At 39.2% G+C, this 18,273-nt stretch carries 15 protein-coding genes; all 15 read left to right on the top strand.

Features of this window, described 5'->3' with window-relative positions:
* The first annotated feature begins 149 nt into the window (after window positions 1-149).
* Window positions 150-1,232 (top strand): polysaccharide biosynthesis/export family protein, encoded by a 1,083-nt coding sequence (locus tag AAEY72_RS09255; RefSeq protein ID WP_227669947.1) that lies wholly within the window; start codon window positions 150-152, stop codon window positions 1,230-1,232.
* 9 nt (window positions 1,233-1,241) lie between these two features.
* Complete coding sequence (locus tag AAEY72_RS09260; RefSeq protein ID WP_194620298.1) at window positions 1,242-1,673, top strand: low molecular weight protein-tyrosine-phosphatase; 432 nt, start codon at window positions 1,242-1,244, stop codon at window positions 1,671-1,673.
* 73 nt (window positions 1,674-1,746) lie between these two features.
* Window positions 1,747-4,044 carry a polysaccharide biosynthesis tyrosine autokinase gene (locus tag AAEY72_RS09265; RefSeq protein WP_194620296.1) on the top strand — a complete coding sequence of 766 codons (2,298 nt, stop codon included), beginning with the start codon at window positions 1,747-1,749 and terminating at the stop codon, window positions 4,042-4,044.
* 63 nt (window positions 4,045-4,107) lie between these two features.
* Window positions 4,108-6,162 carry a polysaccharide biosynthesis protein gene (locus AAEY72_RS09270; RefSeq protein WP_352310294.1) on the top strand — a complete coding sequence of 685 codons (2,055 nt, stop codon included), beginning with the start codon at window positions 4,108-4,110 and terminating at the stop codon, window positions 6,160-6,162.
* 21 nt (window positions 6,163-6,183) lie between these two features.
* Window positions 6,184-7,461, top strand: a complete 1,278-nt coding sequence (gene tviB, locus AAEY72_RS09275; RefSeq protein WP_352310331.1) for a Vi polysaccharide biosynthesis UDP-N-acetylglucosamine C-6 dehydrogenase TviB — start codon at window positions 6,184-6,186, stop codon at window positions 7,459-7,461.
* A 30-nt stretch (window positions 7,462-7,491) separates the two neighbouring features.
* Complete coding sequence (locus AAEY72_RS09280; protein ID WP_352310295.1) at window positions 7,492-8,529, top strand: NAD-dependent epimerase/dehydratase family protein; 1,038 nt, start codon at window positions 7,492-7,494, stop codon at window positions 8,527-8,529.
* Window positions 8,530-8,546: 17 nt separating this feature from the next.
* Window positions 8,547-10,010 carry a lipopolysaccharide biosynthesis protein gene (locus tag AAEY72_RS09285; protein ID WP_352310296.1) on the top strand — a complete coding sequence of 488 codons (1,464 nt, stop codon included), beginning with the start codon at window positions 8,547-8,549 and terminating at the stop codon, window positions 10,008-10,010.
* Window positions 10,003-10,518 (top strand): acyltransferase, encoded by a 516-nt coding sequence (locus AAEY72_RS09290; protein ID WP_352310297.1) that lies wholly within the window; start codon window positions 10,003-10,005, stop codon window positions 10,516-10,518. The genes AAEY72_RS09285 and AAEY72_RS09290 overlap by 8 nt, the downstream gene beginning before the upstream one ends.
* Window positions 10,519-10,642: 124 nt before the next feature.
* Complete coding sequence (gene wzy, locus AAEY72_RS09295) at window positions 10,643-12,091, top strand: O-antigen polysaccharide polymerase Wzy (RefSeq protein WP_352310298.1); 1,449 nt, start codon at window positions 10,643-10,645, stop codon at window positions 12,089-12,091.
* A gap of 1 nt (window position 12,092) precedes the next feature.
* Window positions 12,093-13,190: a glycosyltransferase gene (locus AAEY72_RS09300; protein ID WP_352310299.1), complete on the top strand. Its 1,098-nt coding sequence runs from the start codon at window positions 12,093-12,095 to the stop codon at window positions 13,188-13,190.
* A gap of 19 nt (window positions 13,191-13,209) precedes the next feature.
* Complete coding sequence (locus tag AAEY72_RS09305) at window positions 13,210-14,388, top strand: glycosyltransferase (protein ID WP_352310300.1); 1,179 nt, start codon at window positions 13,210-13,212, stop codon at window positions 14,386-14,388.
* Between the two features lie 17 nt (window positions 14,389-14,405).
* Complete coding sequence (locus tag AAEY72_RS09310; protein ID WP_352310301.1) at window positions 14,406-15,551, top strand: glycosyltransferase; 1,146 nt, start codon at window positions 14,406-14,408, stop codon at window positions 15,549-15,551.
* Window position 15,552: 1 nt separating this feature from the next.
* Complete coding sequence (locus AAEY72_RS09315; RefSeq protein WP_352310302.1) at window positions 15,553-16,176, top strand: sugar transferase; 624 nt, start codon at window positions 15,553-15,555, stop codon at window positions 16,174-16,176.
* Entirely contained in the window at window positions 16,169-16,834 is a 666-nt protein-coding gene (locus tag AAEY72_RS09320; protein ID WP_352310303.1) for an acetyltransferase, read from the top strand. The genes AAEY72_RS09315 and AAEY72_RS09320 overlap by 8 nt, the downstream gene beginning before the upstream one ends.
* A 95-nt stretch (window positions 16,835-16,929) precedes the next feature.
* Entirely contained in the window at window positions 16,930-18,129 is a 1,200-nt protein-coding gene (locus tag AAEY72_RS09325) for a DegT/DnrJ/EryC1/StrS family aminotransferase (RefSeq protein ID WP_352310304.1), read from the top strand.
* Window positions 18,130-18,273 lie beyond the last annotated feature (144 nt).

An 18,273-nucleotide genomic window follows, 5' to 3' on the forward strand; every position in this document is an offset into this window, starting at 1 on the left:
TATTGCGCGCTAAAATAATTTTTGCTATGCCAACTTCTACCCTCACAATGCTTTTTTATTAAGTGTTGTGGGAATAGAGGTTATTTTTTTTATGTAACAATTAGATTTGATGGCTATAGTTCATCGTTATGATTTGAAGGGTTTTTATTATGCGCCAGTCTCTTAAGTTGTTGAGAGCGTCAAGTTTACTACTGATTACTTTATGGTCTGCTGGATGTGCGACAACAACCATCAATTCTGGTCTACAAGCAGGAGAATTGCCTCCAGTAGGTGATTTTACCGCTGAGAATGGTTTGCAATTCAATATTCAGCCGCTCAGTTTAGCGACCTTACCGGCGCCGCAAGTAAAGCGGCCTAGCAATGATGTTTATCAGCTCATCGCAAGCTCTAATAAAAAAGAATACCGTATCGCACAAGGCGATACTTTAAGCATTGTTCTAGTCGGTTACCCCGACATGGCAGCTGCCGGAGTCAATGGCTATCCTGTCGATCAGCAAGGCTTTGTACAGTTTCCTTTGGTAGGTCGAGTCAAAGCGTCAGGTCTGAGTGTCCCTCAGTTTACCGCCTCTCTACAGAGTAAGCTTCAACGCTTCCTAAAGTACTCCGATCCCCAAGTCAAAATTATCAACTATCGCGGTAATAAGTTCTTTATTGATGGTGAAGTCAGACAGCCTGGCGAGTTCGCTATTGATGATGCGCCCGTGTCGCTCTATAGTGCGATCTCTAAAGCGGGTGGGGCGACAGAAGTTGGAGATTCAAACAGCATCGTCCTAAATCGTAAGGGTCGCAATTACAATATTGGCCTAGCAGATTTGCGTCAGATAGGCGCCTCAGGTAATCAGATTTATATCCAAGACGGCGACTCTATTCATGTCAATAGTCAAAGCCGCAATACTGTCTACGTATTAGGCGAGTTTGGTCAAATAAAGCCTGTTCCTATCTTAGAGCAAGGATTGAGCTTGGCTCAAGTGTTGGGTGAGTCGCAAGGGCTCAATTCGTTTACCGCCAATGCCGCAAAAGTCTACATTGTGCGTGATAACTTAGAGTTTCGCCGCACCAATATCTATTATGTCGATATGCAGACCATCACTAATTTGGCACTTGCCAACCGTTTTGAGATGCAGCCCAACGACATTCTCTATGTCGATCCAACAGGGCTAACCCGCTGGAGTCGTGTTATCAACTCGCTGTTACCTTCTACTTCAGCAATCAGAAGCCTCTCAGGATTATAGGTACTCATCATGGCCTTTGACAATATTCTGGTGGTTTGCGTCGGCAATATTTGCCGTAGCCCTATCGCTGAAGCGGCATTGATACAACAATATCCTCATAAGACGATCGACTCTGCTGGACTCTCTGCTGTGGTCGGTAATGGTGCTGACCCTAATGCCTTAACGGTCATGTCAGCGCTAGGTATCGATATGTCGGCGCATATCGCCAAGCAAATTGATGAAGCGCTAGTGAAGCGTGCTGATTTGATTTTGACGATGTCTGATAATCAGAGTAAATGGATCGAGGACCGTTGGCCCCATTGCCGCGGCAAAACCTTCCGTATCGGGCACTGGATCGATCAAGATATTGCTGATCCGTATCGACATGAGCTCTCAGTATTTGAAGATGCTAGGCAAGATATCTTTGACAGCCTTAAACCTTGGGCTGATAAAATCAGCTAAGCATTTATTATCAATGGCTCGGTATCGAACCAACAATAAATAAGCCACTACTTTAAATGAATGAATTGACCTTATGACTACAGATTCGCCGAACACTTCCAAAACAACGATTGAAAAAGATGATGACGAGATCGATCTCATAGCGCTGTTTTTTGTACTATTACGGGGCTGGAAGATCGTGCTGTTCTTTGCATTGTTGGGACTAGCTATCGGCGTTTTGTACAGCCGCTATGTCAATCCTACCTTTAAGTCGGATGCGATGATACAGATAGAAGAAAACACTCAAGGCATTGCTGCTTTGGGCGAGAGTATTTCTGATCTGGTAGGCTCAGAGGCAAGTAAAGCGCAAACAGAAGCAGAGCTGATTAGATCGCGGATGATCTTGGAGCCTGTAGTCACTCTACTAAATTTACGTATTAAGCTGGCCGATCCTAATATCAGCGCTATCGATAAAATCAAGAATGATCGTATCGACACGCAGTTGAATACGCCTGAAGGGGTGTCCTTAGAGAGTGAAAAAGGACGCGTACAAGTCAGTCAATTCGAAGTGCCGCGTGCTTATCTTAATCGTGCATTTACCTTGACTCAGTCAGACACTGGATTTGTATTGAATGATGGCTTCGATGACTTTGAAGGTCAAATTGGCAAGTCGCATAGATTCAATGGTAATGAAGGTCAGATCTATATCACCGTCAATGAGCTACCTGAAGAGAGCTATCCGATCACTATCAGTCAGCAATCGCTAAAAGCGACGACAGACAGTCTCAACAGTGCTTTATCGGTGGTCGAGAAAGGTAAGCAGACTGGCATTATCCAGCTGTCTATGACTGGTAAGAGCCAAGAGCAAGTCACTAACGTCCTGAATCAAATCGTCCTCTCTTACATTGATCAGAATCAATCGCGTGGCTCAGAAGAAACTACTAAGACGCTAACCTTTATGGAAACTCAGATTCCAGCATTGAAGAAAAAACTAGAAAACTCTGAGGCAGTATTCAATGAGTTCCGTAAAGAGTATGGCACTATCGATGTGGCCAAAGAAGCAGAGCTGCTACTCACTGAAAACTCGCAAATCGATACGCAGCTCAATGAGCTAAAGCTCAAAAAAGCAGATCTGACGACTTACTATACCAATGAGCATCCCTTAGTCGTACAAATAAACGAGCAGTTAGCGGTGCTCAACAGCCGTCAGCAAGAGATCGACGAGACGGTCGCCGACTTACCTGAGCTTCAAAGAGAGTTTTTGAAGCTATCAGAAGATACGGCGATCAATAGAGAGATCTACCTCACGCTCCTCAAAAACTATGAACAGCTCAAAATCGTCAAGGCCGGTCAGATTGGCTTTGCACGTATTGTTGATTTGCCTATTAGCACTTATAAGGCGATTGCCCCCAAAAAGCTACAAATCATTGTTTTGGCGCTATTACTGGGCGCTATGCTAGGCACAATGCTCGTGCTATTAAAGAATCTACTTAGAAACGTAGTTAAAGATCCTGAGCGTCTTGAGACTAAGACTAGTGTACCGGTGATTGCAACGATACCGCGCTCGCCACTATTATCGAGAATCGGGAAGAATAAACACGCCAGCACACGTCTATTGACTCATGTCGATCATAATAGCTTGAGCTACGAGGCAATAAAGAGCCTAAGAACGAGCCTGATATTCTCAATGCCAAAACAAGCCAATACGTTTAATGAGATGAGCGCTAGCAATCAGGCTGTTGTTAATCAGCGCGGCAAAGTGATCTTAGTCACTAGTGAAAGTCCAAACGTCGGTAAATCATTTATCACTGCTAACTTATCAGAAGTCCTCTCACAGCTAAACAAAAAAGTGCTAGTGATGGATGCCGATATGCGTCTAGGCGCGCTGCATAAAGTATTTAACTTGAGTCAAGATCAAGGTCTATCAGACTATCTGAGTGAAGGCAGCAGTCGTTTAGCCAAGATGAATACGGCCGCCTTAGCGTCTACTACTAGTGATTTGGATATTGAGAGCTTTATTCGTCAGACGGGTATCGATGATATCGACTTTATGCCGCGTGGTTGCCATCCACATAATCCAGCTTCGCTACTGATGAGTGAGAGATTCGCGCAATTGATGACGACACTAAAGGCTAAGTATGACTATATCGTCATCGATACGCCGCCAGTGCTCGCCGCTTCAGACGCGATAATCCTATCGCAGTACGTGGATAAAGTACTGCTGGTCGCGCGCTATGACAAGTCGATAGAAGGGCAGGTCACTTATGCGGTCAAGCAAATGAATAAATCCAATGTACAAGTTGATGGCATTATCCTCAATGATGTCCAGCAAGGTCTAATGGATAAGTATAGCTATCACTATCACTATACTTATGGTGATAACAAAAACTAATTATTAATTATTATTTCTGCTTCATTGTTCGTATGACGTTCTTCACTTAAATGGTTGTTTGTTATGTCTATAGAATCATCCTTGTATCAGACTGACCAAAGGGCAGATGTTAAAGGGCCACAGCGTATCGCGGACTACTTGTTAGCGCTGTCACGCAATAGCAAACGAGCCGTTTTGTTAGTGGCTGACTTGGTGATGTCTGTGATCTGCCTATATTTGGCGATAGCCATGCGCTATGGCGATATGGATAATCATATCGGTTTGCTTGCGCTGTGCTTATACGCAGTAGTACCGATCATCAGCTTATATGCTATTGGCTTTTATAAGGGTATTGCTCGTAGTTTCTTCGGTGCACTGATGGGTAGCGTCTTACAGCTATTCTTTGTATTGATCGTCGCCGCTCAAGTCGTCCTCTATTTCAATCCAATACCAGGTATGCCGCGCGCTGTGCCTATGCTGTATTTATTCTTATTCTTTATTTGGTTATGGAATAGTCGTCTGACTATCAGAGAGCTATTAGCCCGCTTGCAAGGGCAACGTCCACAGCGTCGTCGTATAAATGACTATGACAATGTACTGATCTACGGAGCTGGTGAAGCCGGAAAAGAGCTGTTAGAGGGTCTAAGAAACTCGCATAAGTATCATATCGTTGGGTTTGTCGATGATGATGCGCAGCTTACGGATGCTTATTTACTTGGCAAACGTATCTATAACGCTGACACGCTCGTAGAGACTGTCTCAAAGCTCGATATCGCGCAAGTGTTCTTAGCGATGCCGTCTATTAGCCGCGCCCGTAAGAGAGAGATCATCGATAAGCTCGCTGGTATCTCTATTAAGATCAAAGAACTGCCAAGCTTAAAGGAGATCGTCGATGGCAAAGTTACTGTCAGTAGTATGCGTCAAGTCGATATTCTCGATGTGCTCAATAGACAGACGGTCGAGCCTAATGAGCGCTTATTACGGCAGAATATTACGAATAAATGTGTACTCGTCACTGGTGCTGGCGGCTCTATCGGTAGTGAGCTGTGCCGGCAGATTATTAAGAATAAGCCTAAGTATCTGGTGCTCTATGAGCTATCGGAGTACGCGCTCTATAGTATCCATCAAGAGCTGATCGCCAAAATCGCCAGCAAGGTGATCTATAAAGATATAGAGTTAGTGGCAGTTATTGGTAATGTGACCAATGAGGCCAATCTGGTCAGGATATTTAAGTGTCATCAGATCCAGACGGTGTATCATGCCGCAGCCTATAAGCATGTGCCTATCGTCGAGCATAACCCGTTTGAGGGAGCCATAAACAACAGCAAGGGTACGTATCACTGCGCTCGCGCGGCTATCGAGGCCAAGGTTGAGACTTTTGTACTGATCTCTACTGATAAAGCGGTGAGACCGACTAACGTGATGGGCGCGACTAAGCGTCTAGCGGAGCTGGTCTGTCAGGGCCTCAGTCAAGATGCCAATAATAATCAAACTTGTATCAGTATGGTGCGCTTCGGTAATGTGCTCGGCTCATCTGGCTCAGTGGTTCCCGTCTTTACCAAACAAATCGAGCAGGGCAAAGCCATTACGGTCACCCATCCTGATGTGACGCGCTACTTTATGACGATACCGGAAGCAGCGAATTTAGTCATTCAGGCCGGGGCGATGGCGAGGGGTGGTGAGGTGTTTGTGCTCGACATGGGTGCTCCGGTGAAGATCGTCGATCTCGCCCGCCGTATGATACATCTCAGTGGCTATGAGCCGAAAGATGAGGAGAATCTGGATGGCGATATAGAGATCATATTTACTGGTCTCAGACCGGGTGAGAAGCTCTACGAGGAGTTGATCATCGGTGAGGATAATGTACAAGATACCGATCATCCGCTGATCATGCAGGCGATGGAGCATTGCTTTGCGCTAACGGACATTGAGGAGACTTTGTATCAGCTCAAAGATAAGGCAGAGCAGCATGATGTGGCATGGCTCAAGCAGCAGTTCAAGCATTTTGTGTCGGGGTATCAGGATGGTACACCGATGATAGAGACAACTCGCAATAGCGATAATACATTGATTAATACATCGACTAATAAAAGCACCAAACAGACCGCTAGAACTCTTGAATCAGCAACGGAATCGTAAGTAATGACTAAGATGAATGAGATGCATAGTATTAAAAATCTGAAAATCGCAGTAATCGGTCTGGGCTATGTGGGTCTGCCACTAGCGGTTGAATTCGGTAAGCAGCACTCGGTCATTGGCTTCGATATCAATGCCAGTCGTATCGCTGCGCTAAATAACGGTACTGATCATACCTTAGAAGTGAGCGATGAGGAGTTAGCACAAGCGACTCATTTAAGCTATAGCTCAGATATCAATGAGCTAAAAGACTGTAACTTCTTTATCGTTACGGTGCCTACGCCGATTGATGCCTACAAGCAACCAGATCTAACGCCGTTGATCAAAGCGTCAGAAGCTATCGGTGGCTTGTTAAAGTCAGACGATATTGTAGTTTATGAGTCAACGGTATATCCGGGCGCGACAGAAGAAGTCTGTATTCCGGTATTGGAGAAGGTCTCTGGGCTAGTATTTAATACAGATTTTTATGCTGGTTATAGCCCAGAGCGTATCAATCCGGGCGACAAAGAGCATCGCGTGACTAATATCCTCAAGGTAACGGCAGGCTCAACTCCTGAGATTGCGGATTTCGTCGATGAAGTCTATAACCTAATTATTACCGCTGGCACGCACAAAGCGGCGAGTATCAAGGTAGCAGAAGCGGCTAAGGTGATTGAGAATACCCAACGCGATGTCAATATTGCGCTGATCAATGAGCTGGCGGTAATCTTTAATAAGATGAATATCGATACCGAGGCGGTACTAGAAGCGGCTGGGACTAAGTGGAACTTTTTGCCATTTCGCCCGGGTCTAGTTGGCGGTCACTGTATCGGCGTCGATCCATATTACTTAACACATAAAGCCCAAGCGATCGGCTATAACCCTGAGATTATCTTAGCTGGTCGTCGTCTAAACGATAGTATGGGTGAGTATGTGGTGACGCAATTGGTCAAGACCATGATCAAAAAACGTATTCAGGTGGAAGGTGCGAGAGTATTAATTTTAGGACTGAGTTTTAAAGAAAATTGTCCTGATGTGCGTAATACCAAGGTCATTGATATCGTACAAGAGCTACGTGAGTACAATATTGAAGTTGACGTTTATGACCCTTGGATAAATGCTAATGAAGCTGAACGAGAATACAATATTACACCTATCTCTCAGCCATTATCGAATCTATATGACGGTATTATTTTAGCAGTTGCTCATCAGCAGTTTTTAGAAATGGGACTGGAGAAAATCAGATCTTTAGGTAAAAATAACCATGTCCTTTATGACTTGAAATACCTATTTACTAAAGAAGAAACCGACATACGCCTTTAAATTTGAAAAATAATACGGAAAGCAATAGTTATGACAGCGATAGCATACCAACAAATCAAAGATTCACTGGTACAAGTGCCTAAAACGTGGCTGATCACTGGAGTAGCCGGCTTTATCGGCTCCAATCTACTTGAGACGCTACTATTATTAGATCAAAAAGTGGTGGGTCTAGATAACTTCGCCACTGGCTTTCAGCATAATCTCGATGAAGTGCAAGGCTTGGTAAGTGATGAGCAGTGGCAACGGTTTACTTTTATAGCAGGTGATATCCGTCAGTTGGCTGATTGCTCAGCGGCCTGTGAGGGTGTTGATTATGTGCTGCATCAAGCGGCACTTGGCTCAGTACCGCGCTCTATTGCTGACCCTATTAGTACCAATCATACCAATATTTCAGGCTTCCTAAATATGCTAGTGGCTGCTCGCGATGCACAAGTTACCAGCTTTACCTATGCCGCTAGTAGCTCTACGTATGGTGACCATCCAGCCTTACCAAAAGTAGAAGAAAATATCGGTAAACCATTATCACCCTATGCAGTGACCAAGTACGTGAATGAGCTTTATGCTGATGTGTTTGCCAATACTTATGGGTTTCAGACAATCGGTTTGCGCTATTTCAATATCTTTGGTAAGCGTCAAACCCCTGACGGTGCGTATGCGGCCGTGATTCCGAAGTGGACGGCGGCGATGATCGCAGGTGATGAGGTATTCATCAATGGTGATGGCGATACCAGCCGCGACTTCAATTTTATTGAAAATGCAGTACAAGCCAATATCTTAGCCGCGACTGCTAATGATGACGCGAAAAATGAGGTCTATAACGTGGCCGTGGGTGGTCGTACAACATTGAACACGCTGTTTACCGCACTACAAGACAACTTGGCAGTTAATGGGGTAGATTATGATGAATCTCCTGTGTATAGAGACTTTAGAGCAGGGGATGTGCGTCACAGTCAGGCAGACATTAGCAAAATCCAAAATGCTTTAGGCTATGCGCCCCAGTTTGATATTGTTCAGGGTATTGCTAAAGCGATGCCTTGGTACAATAAGACCTTGAATCTATTAAAATAATAAAAGCTTAATATCTAATGAATGATAATCAAATTAACCGGAGCTTGTTACTCAATACATTGTGGTCGTTTGGTGGAAGGTTCGGTTATCTTGCCGTTGGATTGATTACTAATATCATTTTAGTACGTCTACTGAGTCCGAGAGAATTCGGACAAGTAAGTATTGTGATGTTTTTTATTGTTATATCTACGATATTGATAGAATCAGGTTTATCAGGTGCATTAGTACGTAAACAAAATACTACCGAAACCGATTATTCCACAGTCTTTATATTTAATTTAGCTATTTCAATAGTACTAATGTTAGGCTTGCTCATCTCAGCCCAGTATATAGCTGATTTTTATAATGATAATGAACTTACTAATTTATTAAGAATGTCTTCATTAGTATTGTTTGTGAATGCTTTGAGGATAACTCAGTCTGTAAAACTTGTGAAGGCTTTAGATTTTAAAGCTAAATCATACTATGAAATAATAGCTATTATTGTTGGTTCAATAATAGCTATTTACGCAGCAGCGAAAGGTGCTGGTGCTTTATCACTGGTTATTCTTCAGTTATCAACTGCTATTACGTTAACTGGACTATTATGGTTTTATGTTGGATCCATGAAAAGCTACAAGTTTAGCATAGAGTCTTTCAAGCAAGTTTATAAATTTGGCATTAACACAACATTGGCATCAATATTAGATAAGGCATTTGATAATAGCTATCAACTCATACTGGCTAAATACTTTGCCATCTCACAATCCGGGTATTTTTATCAAGCTAAGAAATTACAGGAAATGCCAATAGGTATAATACAAGGTAGTGTACTGGGTGTTGTTTATGCAACGCTCTCTAGACTTCAAGATAATAGAAAAAAATTTCAAGAGTTGTATTTTAATATCGTCAAAATTTTTACAATTGTTGTGGGCTTCATTTGCATAATAATTTTTTACTACTCGGAATTAATTATTCAAATTCTCTATGGTAGAGAGTGGCTAACATCAGCTACTTATTTACAACTTTTGATATTAGCTTCATTTTTCTATCTGCAAGAGATATTTAACAGGATTTTGTTCAAAATTTTTAATAGAACAGACTTAATCTTGAAACTCGAATTTTTTAAAAAATTACTGTTAACTATTACCATAGTTTATGGAATTAAAACTTTAAGTATTTCCAATCTTTTATACGGTTTTATTGTGGTGAGCGCGATTAGCTTTTTTATTAACTATCACTATGCAAGAAAAATATACACTTTACCTTACTGGATCGAGTTAAATATTATTTTAAAAGTGGTTTTAATTTCAACTATTACAATCTTATTTAACATGTATATTGCCAATATTTATGAGTTACAAGGTGTATACAGTTTATTTCTATTCCCTATAATTACCTTAGCATATTTAGCGCTATTGATTGTTTTTAAAGTAGTAAGTGTCAGTCAAGATCTACAAAGTATCAAAAAAATATTTAAAAAAGGTAAATCAAATGTTTAAAAAAATTATACGGTTTTACCACAACTATTTTTGGTCTCCTGAGAAGCTAGCACGCTATGAAGGTGTATCTATAGGAAAAAACTGCAACATTCAAAATGTTTCATTTGGATCTGAACCTTTTTTAATAACTATTGGAGATCAAGTTCAAATTACTAATGGTACTAAGATATTCACTCATGGCGGAGCATTTATTCTTAGAAAAAAATATCCAGATATAGATTTTTTTGGTAAAGTAATTATCAAAAATAATGTATATATTGGGAATAACTGTCTTATCATGCCGGGAGTTACTATAGGCTCAAATGTCTTAGTAGCAGCAGGTTCAGTTGTAACAAAAACTATTCCCGATAATGTTGTAGTGGGAGGTAATCCTGCTAAAATACTATGTAGTACTATTGAGTTTGAACAAAGAATGCTAGAAAAAAATGTTAAGTCTAAAATGATGAGCTCAGATGAAAAGAGAGAGTTTTTATTATCTTTACCAGACTCAGATTTTATTAAAAAATAGTTTTGATTAGACGGTCACTATAATGCACAGTAAATATATAGTTTCTTATAAATAAAAATTATTCAAAATTTATTATAAGTTATTTTTTTTGCATTAGTTTCATTGGAATTTGGATATAGATGTAATGGTTAGAACCAATCAAGTGATCGTTTTTATAAATATAACCGTTCTGATACTAGCGTTATTTGTATATAACTTCGTATCTTATAGTTTTAATGATAACTTTGTTTTTTATATGTTATTGGCAGTAACGATAGTTACACTCATATTTTTTTTAAAACAAGAACCCATATCAGTACTTAGAAAAAATTTCTTTAAGCACTCTAATATTTTTCTAATAGGTTTTTTTATAGTTAGCTTTCAAAAGTATTTAGATTATTACCTTGGATACATACATAAAAATGATTTATTTATGGCTGTTAGTGAAAATGCAGTAGCTAAAAGCATGTTAGTAGCTTTTATAGGACTAGTTTCCTTTTACATAGGTTTCTTCATAAGAAAAAATAATTATAGAAAAGGTGTTTCGGTTTTTAAAAAGACAGGAACGGAAATAATAAGTATTTTAAGTATTTTTTTCTTATTTGCTTTTTTGTTCAATGTAAATCCTGCATATGTTTTTGGAGGCTATGGCATATTTGATATGGGGACAAATGCAGTATATTTCTCTATATTGTTCAAAGCGAGTTATTTTGCTTTAATTATTCAGAAGATTATAAATATCAAGCAAAGCAATGACAAACTAATTAGTGTTTTTAGCTACTTAAAATCTATTGGATATATAAACATAATCCTGTTATCTCTATACCTATCGGTAGTTATATTAAGTGGTGATAGGGGAGATATCATTGTATTTTCTTTGTTACTGTTGATTGGTTATCTAATCAGTACTGGAAAGAAATTTGGTTTAGTAAAAAGTGTTGTTATTATCGGATGTGCATCATTATTATTAACAATATTAGGTATTGCTCGTTCTTTTAATACTAGTGAAGACTCTAGCTTTATAACAAATATTAGTAAAGCTATAAATAGTGAAAGTGAAAAAGCTCAAGATGAATCAATAATACCTGCTACTTCCGAACTTGCTGCATCTGTTAAAGCGATACAATACAGCATAGAATATGTGCCCGAATACCATGATTACCTTTATGCAAGATTTCCTATCACTTCTTTGATAGGTATCATACCATTAAGTTCAAATATTTTTCCTTACGTTTTCGAAGATACATCTATAAAATATACTTCTTCTGATAATTTCGTTACTTGGCTTATTGTAGGAGTTGAAGATCCTACATCTGGACAAGGAACATCATTGCTAGCTGATTTTTATTTGTCATATGGACTCAATGGAATTATATTTGGCATGATATTTTTTGGTTGGTTAGTTCGCTATTGCGAGCAGCAAATTGATATCGAAAATAATGAACGTTTGATTTTCTTTATTATATCTATTATAGTTTTTTGCAGCAGTGTATATTTAGCTAGATCTTCCTTGTTTTCTCTGATGAGACTTATTTCTTGGACTTGGCTAATAGTATTCTTTAATAAGAAAATAGTCTCAGGTTTAAGGTTATAATATGAAAAAAGTGTTTTTTGTAATTTCTACTTTGAACTCAGGTGGTATTGAAAATTATTTATTAAGGTTCCTAAAACATTATGATGGTAAGTTCGAGATATATATTATTTGTAAAAGTTCCTGTGAGGGTGAACTAAAGAAATCATATATGGAGCTTAAAAATATACGCTTTTATAAAGGTAGTTTAAGTTACTTAAATCCCATACCTTTTTTATTATTTATACGTTATATCAATTCTATTGAACCAGATGCTATTTGTGATTTCACTGGAAACTTCGCTGGCATACCTCTTTTTTTAGCAAAACTCGCTCGTGTACCCACAAGAATAGCTTTTTATAGAGGTTCTACGAATCGCTTTAAAGAGAAATTATTCAATAAATTATATAATAATACTATGAAACGTCTAGTAGAGTACTCAGCTACGAGTATACTTTCAAACTCTCAAGCAGCTTTCCAATACTTTTTCAAAGATACTTATAGTGAAGATAATCGGTTTCATGTTATTTACAATGGTATAAACTCTAAAGAGTTTTTAAGAAATAAGGAAAATCTGAGAGTATCATTAAACATTAGTTCAAATAAATTTGTTGTTGCGCATGTTGGAAGGTTTGATCCTTCTAAAAATCATACAACAATAATTAGGGTGATACAGAAGGTCCTTTCGATAGATGATAGTTTTGTTTTTATTTTGTGCGGAAAAAATGTATACAAAGAGCTTGTAGATTTTGTAGAAAATAATAACCTATATGAGAATGTAAAGTTACTCGGATACACAAATGAGGTTATTAAAGTCTTAAATACTGCAGATTGTTTTTATTTTCCCTCTATAACTGAAGGGCAGCCTAATGCATTAATAGAAGCATTAATAAAAGGTTTACCATTTGTAACTTCGAACATAGCACCTATTCTTGAAGTTATCCCTTTTGAGTTTAGATCACAGACAGTAGATGCAAATGATATTTATCAAGCAACACATAAGTTATTAGAAATTAAAAACTCTCCAGCTTTGCAAACTGACTTAAATATTTCTGAATGGGCTATTAAGAAATTTGATTCAGATAAGTTGTTTACTATGTTTTATAATGAGATTTCTAAATAATAATATAGATGAGTAAAAAATGAAAAATAATCTAGTATTTTTGACTGAGCTACGTTTTTATTCTGACGAATTTAATGATATTTATTTTGATAAAGATTTCGATATTAATATTTGGGATAATTATTTATTTTATTACGAAAAAATTACAGTTCTTGCTAGGGTTAAGAAGACTACTAAAGCAATGCTTATTGGATATATGAAAAATAATAATGATAGGGTTAATTTTGTATCATTGCCTTATTATGTTGGACTAAAAGAGTTGATATTTAAAAGAAGAACTCTGATAAAAAGAATAAAATATACTTTGGAAGAGCACAGAGACAGCCCTGTTATACTCAGAGTTCCGGGTGTCATAGGATTCTATGCTGCTAATTTTTTGAAAAAACGAGGAGCTTTATATGGTATCGAAGTTGTAGGTGATCCTTGTGAGGTGTTTTCAGGTGAGAATTTCGACCATCCATTAAGGTTAATACTACAAAAAACTGCTGTTAAGCAATTAAAATATACAATTAAACATGCTTCTTCTATAGTTTACGTAACTAACAGTGATTTGCAAAAAAAATACCCACCACGTTCAAATTCAGAAAAATTCGCTATTTCCAACGTAAGAATAGCTGACAATTTTATTGCCAGTAATCCTAAAATGCATTATGAAAAGCAAGAATATAATATATTGTGCATTGGATCATTAGCCCAAATGTACAAAGGGGCAGATGTTATGTTAGAGGCTTTGAGTTATATCAATACTAAAAACCCTGATTTCAATATTAAGCTCATTTGGTTGGGAGATGGAGTTCATAAGGCAGAAATGCAGCTATTAGCTAAAAGTTTGAGTATTGAGACTATGGTAAGTTTTTTAGGAAATGTAAATACTGAGACAGTGCTCGATAAAATGAATTCATCAGACTTGCTTGTTCATCCTTCAAGAACAGAAGGTCTTCCAAGAGTTATTATTGAAGCGATGTCTAGAGGTCTGCCAGTGGTAGCTACAAACGTTGGTGGTATACCTGAATTGCTAGAAGAAAAAGCTATGGTTAATAAGAATAATTCTAAAGAGTTAGCTCTTAAGATAATTGAGGTTCTATCTTCTTCAGATTTATATAATCAGCAAGCAGATAGAAATCTGAAGTTTTCTGTGTTTTTTAGACAAGATAATTTGAATGATAAACGTCAGTTGTTTTTTAATAGTTTAAAATAACCAATAAGAACATAAATATGATTATACTACACTTAATAAAAACAACGATTGGAGCGACCTGGGCACTTCGAGAAATACAGGTACTTATACACCTTGGCTGTAAAATTCACGTGGCTCTACCAAATAAAGAAGGCCTATATGAAGAATACAAAAAAGCAGGTGCTCAAGTTCATGTTCTGGATACTGACATTGCATCTTTTAAAGGCTCACCATTAGCCTTTACTAAGGCAGTAGTTAAGCTCCGGAATTTAGTATCAGAAATTAATCCAGATATTATACATTCTCATTTCGTTGGTACTACCTATTTCATGCGTATGGCTTTAATTGGCATTTCAATTAAACGAATATTTCAAGTCCCTGGACCTTTACATCTTGAAAAGATTATCACTAGAAAAGTGGATGTAAATTTAGCTAATAAGTATGATTATTGGATACCGACTTGTCATTTATCAAAACAATATTACTTAAATGAAGGTATTGCTAAAGATAGATTAACGACTATTTTTTATGGTTCAGACGTATCAGTGTTTAATAATAATCAGCCAAAAGGATCGCTAAGACGTGAGTTAAATATTCCAGATGGTATTAAGATTGTCGGTATGGTCGCTTTTGTTTATCCACCTAAAAAATGGTTGGGACAAAGTCGTGGATTAAAGGGGCACGAAGATTTAATTGATGCCATGAGTACGGTCATAAAGCAACGTAAAGATGTGGTATGTGTTATCGTTGGTGGAGCTTGGGGTGATTCAGAAGACTACTATAAACAGGTGGTTGAATACGGAGTGAACAAGCTTGGAGCTAAAGTTCATTTCTTAGGAACACGTCAAGATGTACCCAAATTATATCCGGACTTTGATATTGCGGTTCATCCGTCATTATCGGAAAATTTAGGAGGAGCTGCTGAGTCATTGTTAATGGGTATTCCTACAATAGCAACAGATATCGGGGGGTTTCCAGATATCGTAAAAGAGAACAAAACTGGGTGGCTAGTGCCACCAAGTGACCCATCAAGTCTTGCACGAAAGATCGTATCTGTACTAGATCATCCCGATAATGCAAAAAAAGTTGCTGACTTCGGTAAACAAGAAATGTTAAGAGAACTCGATGTCAACAATACAGCCACCCAAGTTTTCGATTTTTATAAATATGTAATGAGTATTTGAAATGCTAAAAAGACTCTTTGATATCGGTGCTGCGACTACAGCTTTAATAATTCTATCTCCGGTATATGTTATCACTGCTTACAAAGTTAAAAAGAATCTTGGCTCGCCGATATTATTTAGTCAGACTCGTCCCGGTCAGGATGGTGTACCATTTGAGATGATTAAGTTTCGCACGATGAAAGATGCTATAGATAGTGATGGTAATCCTTTGCCCGATAGTAAGCGCTTGACTGATTTTGGTAAAATGCTACGTAATAGTAGTTTAGATGAACTACCTGAACTGTGGAATGTCGTCAAAGGCGATATGAGCTTAGTCGGACCACGCCCATTATTGATGGAATACCTACCGCTATATAGTAAAGAACAGGCTCGTCGTCATAATGTACGCCCCGGTGTGACTGGCTACGCGCAAGTCAATGGTCGCAATACCATCGGTTGGGATAAGAAGTTTGCGCTTGATACTTGGTATGTGGATAACCAATCGCTTTGGCTAGATGTGAAGATACTGTTTAAAACGGTCAAAAAAGTATTGATTAAAGACGGTATTAGCGCTGATGGTGAAGCCACCATGAGTAAGTTCACCGGTACTGACGTCAATAATAAATTGAAAACGAGCTATGAATAAGTTATTTGCTATTTATGGCGCCTCAGGCTGTGGTCGTAGCTTAATGCCAGTCGCGGTTGAACAGTTACAGCGTTGTTATGGCAACGATTATGATTCAACTCAGCTGGTTTTTATCGATGATGCCTTACAGACAGACACCGTCGTGAATGGTCATACTGCTATGAGTTACGAGAGTTTTAAAGAGTTAAAATTGGAGAATAAGTCTGTATTAATCGCTATCGCTAATAGTCGCATTCGTCAGTCAATCGCTGAAAAATTAACTCATGATCATATAGAGCTTTGGAGTGTCAGTGGCAACTCAACGTTAATCATGGATAGTGCAAGTATCGATGAAGGCACTGCTCTTAGCCCCTTTGTCACTATTACCGCCAATGTCACTATTGGCAAATGCTTTCATGCTAATCTCTATAGCTATATCGAGCATGACTGCATCATCGGCGATTACGTCACCTTTGCCCCGCGTGTCAGCTGCAATGGCAATATCCATATCCATGACCATGCCTATATCGGTACTGGCGCAGTCATCAAGCAAGGCACTCCTGACAAACCCTTAGTCATTGGTAAGGGCGCTATCGTCGGTATGGGTGCGGTGGTTACGAAAGATGTCCCAGCTGGAGCAGTCGTAGTTGGTAATCCTGCAAGGCCACTCAATAAATAAAAACAAGATTTTCTATCAGAATCGAATATCTCGTTATAAGTTATTAATCGTCAATGATGAATCATCAATTATAAATCAGTACTATTGAGGCAACTATGCTAAACACTCCGTTTTCACCTTGGCCCAGCTTTACCCAGCTTGAGGCCGATGCTGTCAGTCAAGTCTTGTTATCTAACAAAGTCAATTATTGGACTGGGCAAGAGGGTCGTCAGTTCGAGCGTGAGTTTGCCGAGTGGGCAGATAGTGAATATGCGATTGCCATGGGTAATGGTACGCTAGCATTAGATGTTGCCTTACAGGCACTTGGTATTGGCGCAGGCGATGAAGTCATCGTCACCCCGCGTACCTTTATAGCCAGTATCTCCTCTGTCGTCAATGCTGGAGCAACTCCTGTGTTTGCTGATGTTGACGAAGCAACAGGTAATATCACCCCTGAGACCATCGCTGCGGTACTGAGTGCTAAGACCAAAGCCATCGTTTGTGTTCATTTAGCTGGTTGGCCTTGTGATATGGACGGTATCATGGCACTGGCAGATGAGCGTAATTTGTATGTGATCGAAGACTGTGCTCAAGCGCATGGCGCAAAGTATAAAGGTCATAGCGTCGGTAGTATCGGTCACATCGGGGCTTGGAGCTTTTGCCAAGATAAGATTATGACCACTGGCGGTGAGGGCGGTATGGTCACCACTAATGATGAATCGCTATGGCGCAAAATGTGGGCGTATAAAGACCATGGTAAGAGCTATGCGGCTGTCTATGAGACTGAGCATCCACCGGGTTATCGCTGGCTGCATGAGAGCTTCGGTACCAATTGGCGTATGACGGAGATGCAAGCCGTGATCGGGCGTATTCAGTTAGAGAAAATGAGCGATTGGACAGCTAAGCGCACTGATAACGCCCAAGCGATATTATCGGCATGTGCTAAATGGCACTCCAAAGGCTATCTTTCTGTACCCAGATTGGAAGAGTCACTCGACTTTGTAGACTGTATTCATGCCTATTATAAGCTCTATGTCTATGTGCAGCCAGACAATCTACCTGATGAGTGGTCACGTGACCGTATTATTGAAGAGATTGCTAACCAAGGTGTGCCTTGCTTCTCTGGCTCGGCCTCAGAGGTGTATTTAGAAAAAGCCTTTGATGGCAGTGGTCTGCGTCCAGAGTCTAGATTACCAATGGCAAAACATCTTGGCGAGACCAGTTTGATGTTCTTGGTGCATCCGACGTTGACGACAGTAGAGATTGAGCAAACCGTTCAAGCGATTGATAGGGTGTTTGGCTCAATGACTGTGTGAACGTCAGCGAAAGTTTTACTAGGGCGTGTTTAAGCCCGCTAGTGACAGTTTTTTGATAAATATGTGATAAGCAGTATCTGTAACCTAACCTCCATAATCAAAGAGTGATTAATCAGGTATAAAAAGTTAAATGTGCTACTGGTT

Source organism: Psychrobacter sp. W2-37-MNA-CIBAN-0211, from assembly GCF_040309405.1.
Taxonomy (GTDB): Bacteria; Pseudomonadota; Gammaproteobacteria; order Pseudomonadales; family Moraxellaceae; genus Psychrobacter; species Psychrobacter glaciei.

Coding starts and splice junctions, on each gene's coding strand:
- AAEY72_RS09255 (WP_227669947.1), top strand. CDS start 150: ATGCGCCAGTCTCTTAAGTTGTTGAGAGCGTCAAGTTTACTACTGATT.
- AAEY72_RS09260 (WP_194620298.1), top strand. CDS start 1,242: ATGGCCTTTGACAATATTCTGGTGGTTTGCGTCGGCAATATTTGCCGT.
- AAEY72_RS09265 (WP_194620296.1), top strand. CDS start 1,747: ATGACTACAGATTCGCCGAACACTTCCAAAACAACGATTGAAAAAGAT.
- AAEY72_RS09270 (WP_352310294.1), top strand. CDS start 4,108: ATGTCTATAGAATCATCCTTGTATCAGACTGACCAAAGGGCAGATGTT.
- tviB (WP_352310331.1), top strand. CDS start 6,184: ATGCATAGTATTAAAAATCTGAAAATCGCAGTAATCGGTCTGGGCTAT.
- AAEY72_RS09280 (WP_352310295.1), top strand. CDS start 7,492: ATGACAGCGATAGCATACCAACAAATCAAAGATTCACTGGTACAAGTG.
- AAEY72_RS09285 (WP_352310296.1), top strand. CDS start 8,547: ATGAATGATAATCAAATTAACCGGAGCTTGTTACTCAATACATTGTGG.
- AAEY72_RS09290 (WP_352310297.1), top strand. CDS start 10,003: ATGTTTAAAAAAATTATACGGTTTTACCACAACTATTTTTGGTCTCCT.
- wzy (WP_352310298.1), top strand. CDS start 10,643: ATGGTTAGAACCAATCAAGTGATCGTTTTTATAAATATAACCGTTCTG.
- AAEY72_RS09300 (WP_352310299.1), top strand. CDS start 12,093: ATGAAAAAAGTGTTTTTTGTAATTTCTACTTTGAACTCAGGTGGTATT.
- AAEY72_RS09305 (WP_352310300.1), top strand. CDS start 13,210: ATGAAAAATAATCTAGTATTTTTGACTGAGCTACGTTTTTATTCTGAC.
- AAEY72_RS09310 (WP_352310301.1), top strand. CDS start 14,406: ATGATTATACTACACTTAATAAAAACAACGATTGGAGCGACCTGGGCA.
- AAEY72_RS09315 (WP_352310302.1), top strand. CDS start 15,553: ATGCTAAAAAGACTCTTTGATATCGGTGCTGCGACTACAGCTTTAATA.
- AAEY72_RS09320 (WP_352310303.1), top strand. CDS start 16,169: ATGAATAAGTTATTTGCTATTTATGGCGCCTCAGGCTGTGGTCGTAGC.
- AAEY72_RS09325 (WP_352310304.1), top strand. CDS start 16,930: ATGCTAAACACTCCGTTTTCACCTTGGCCCAGCTTTACCCAGCTTGAG.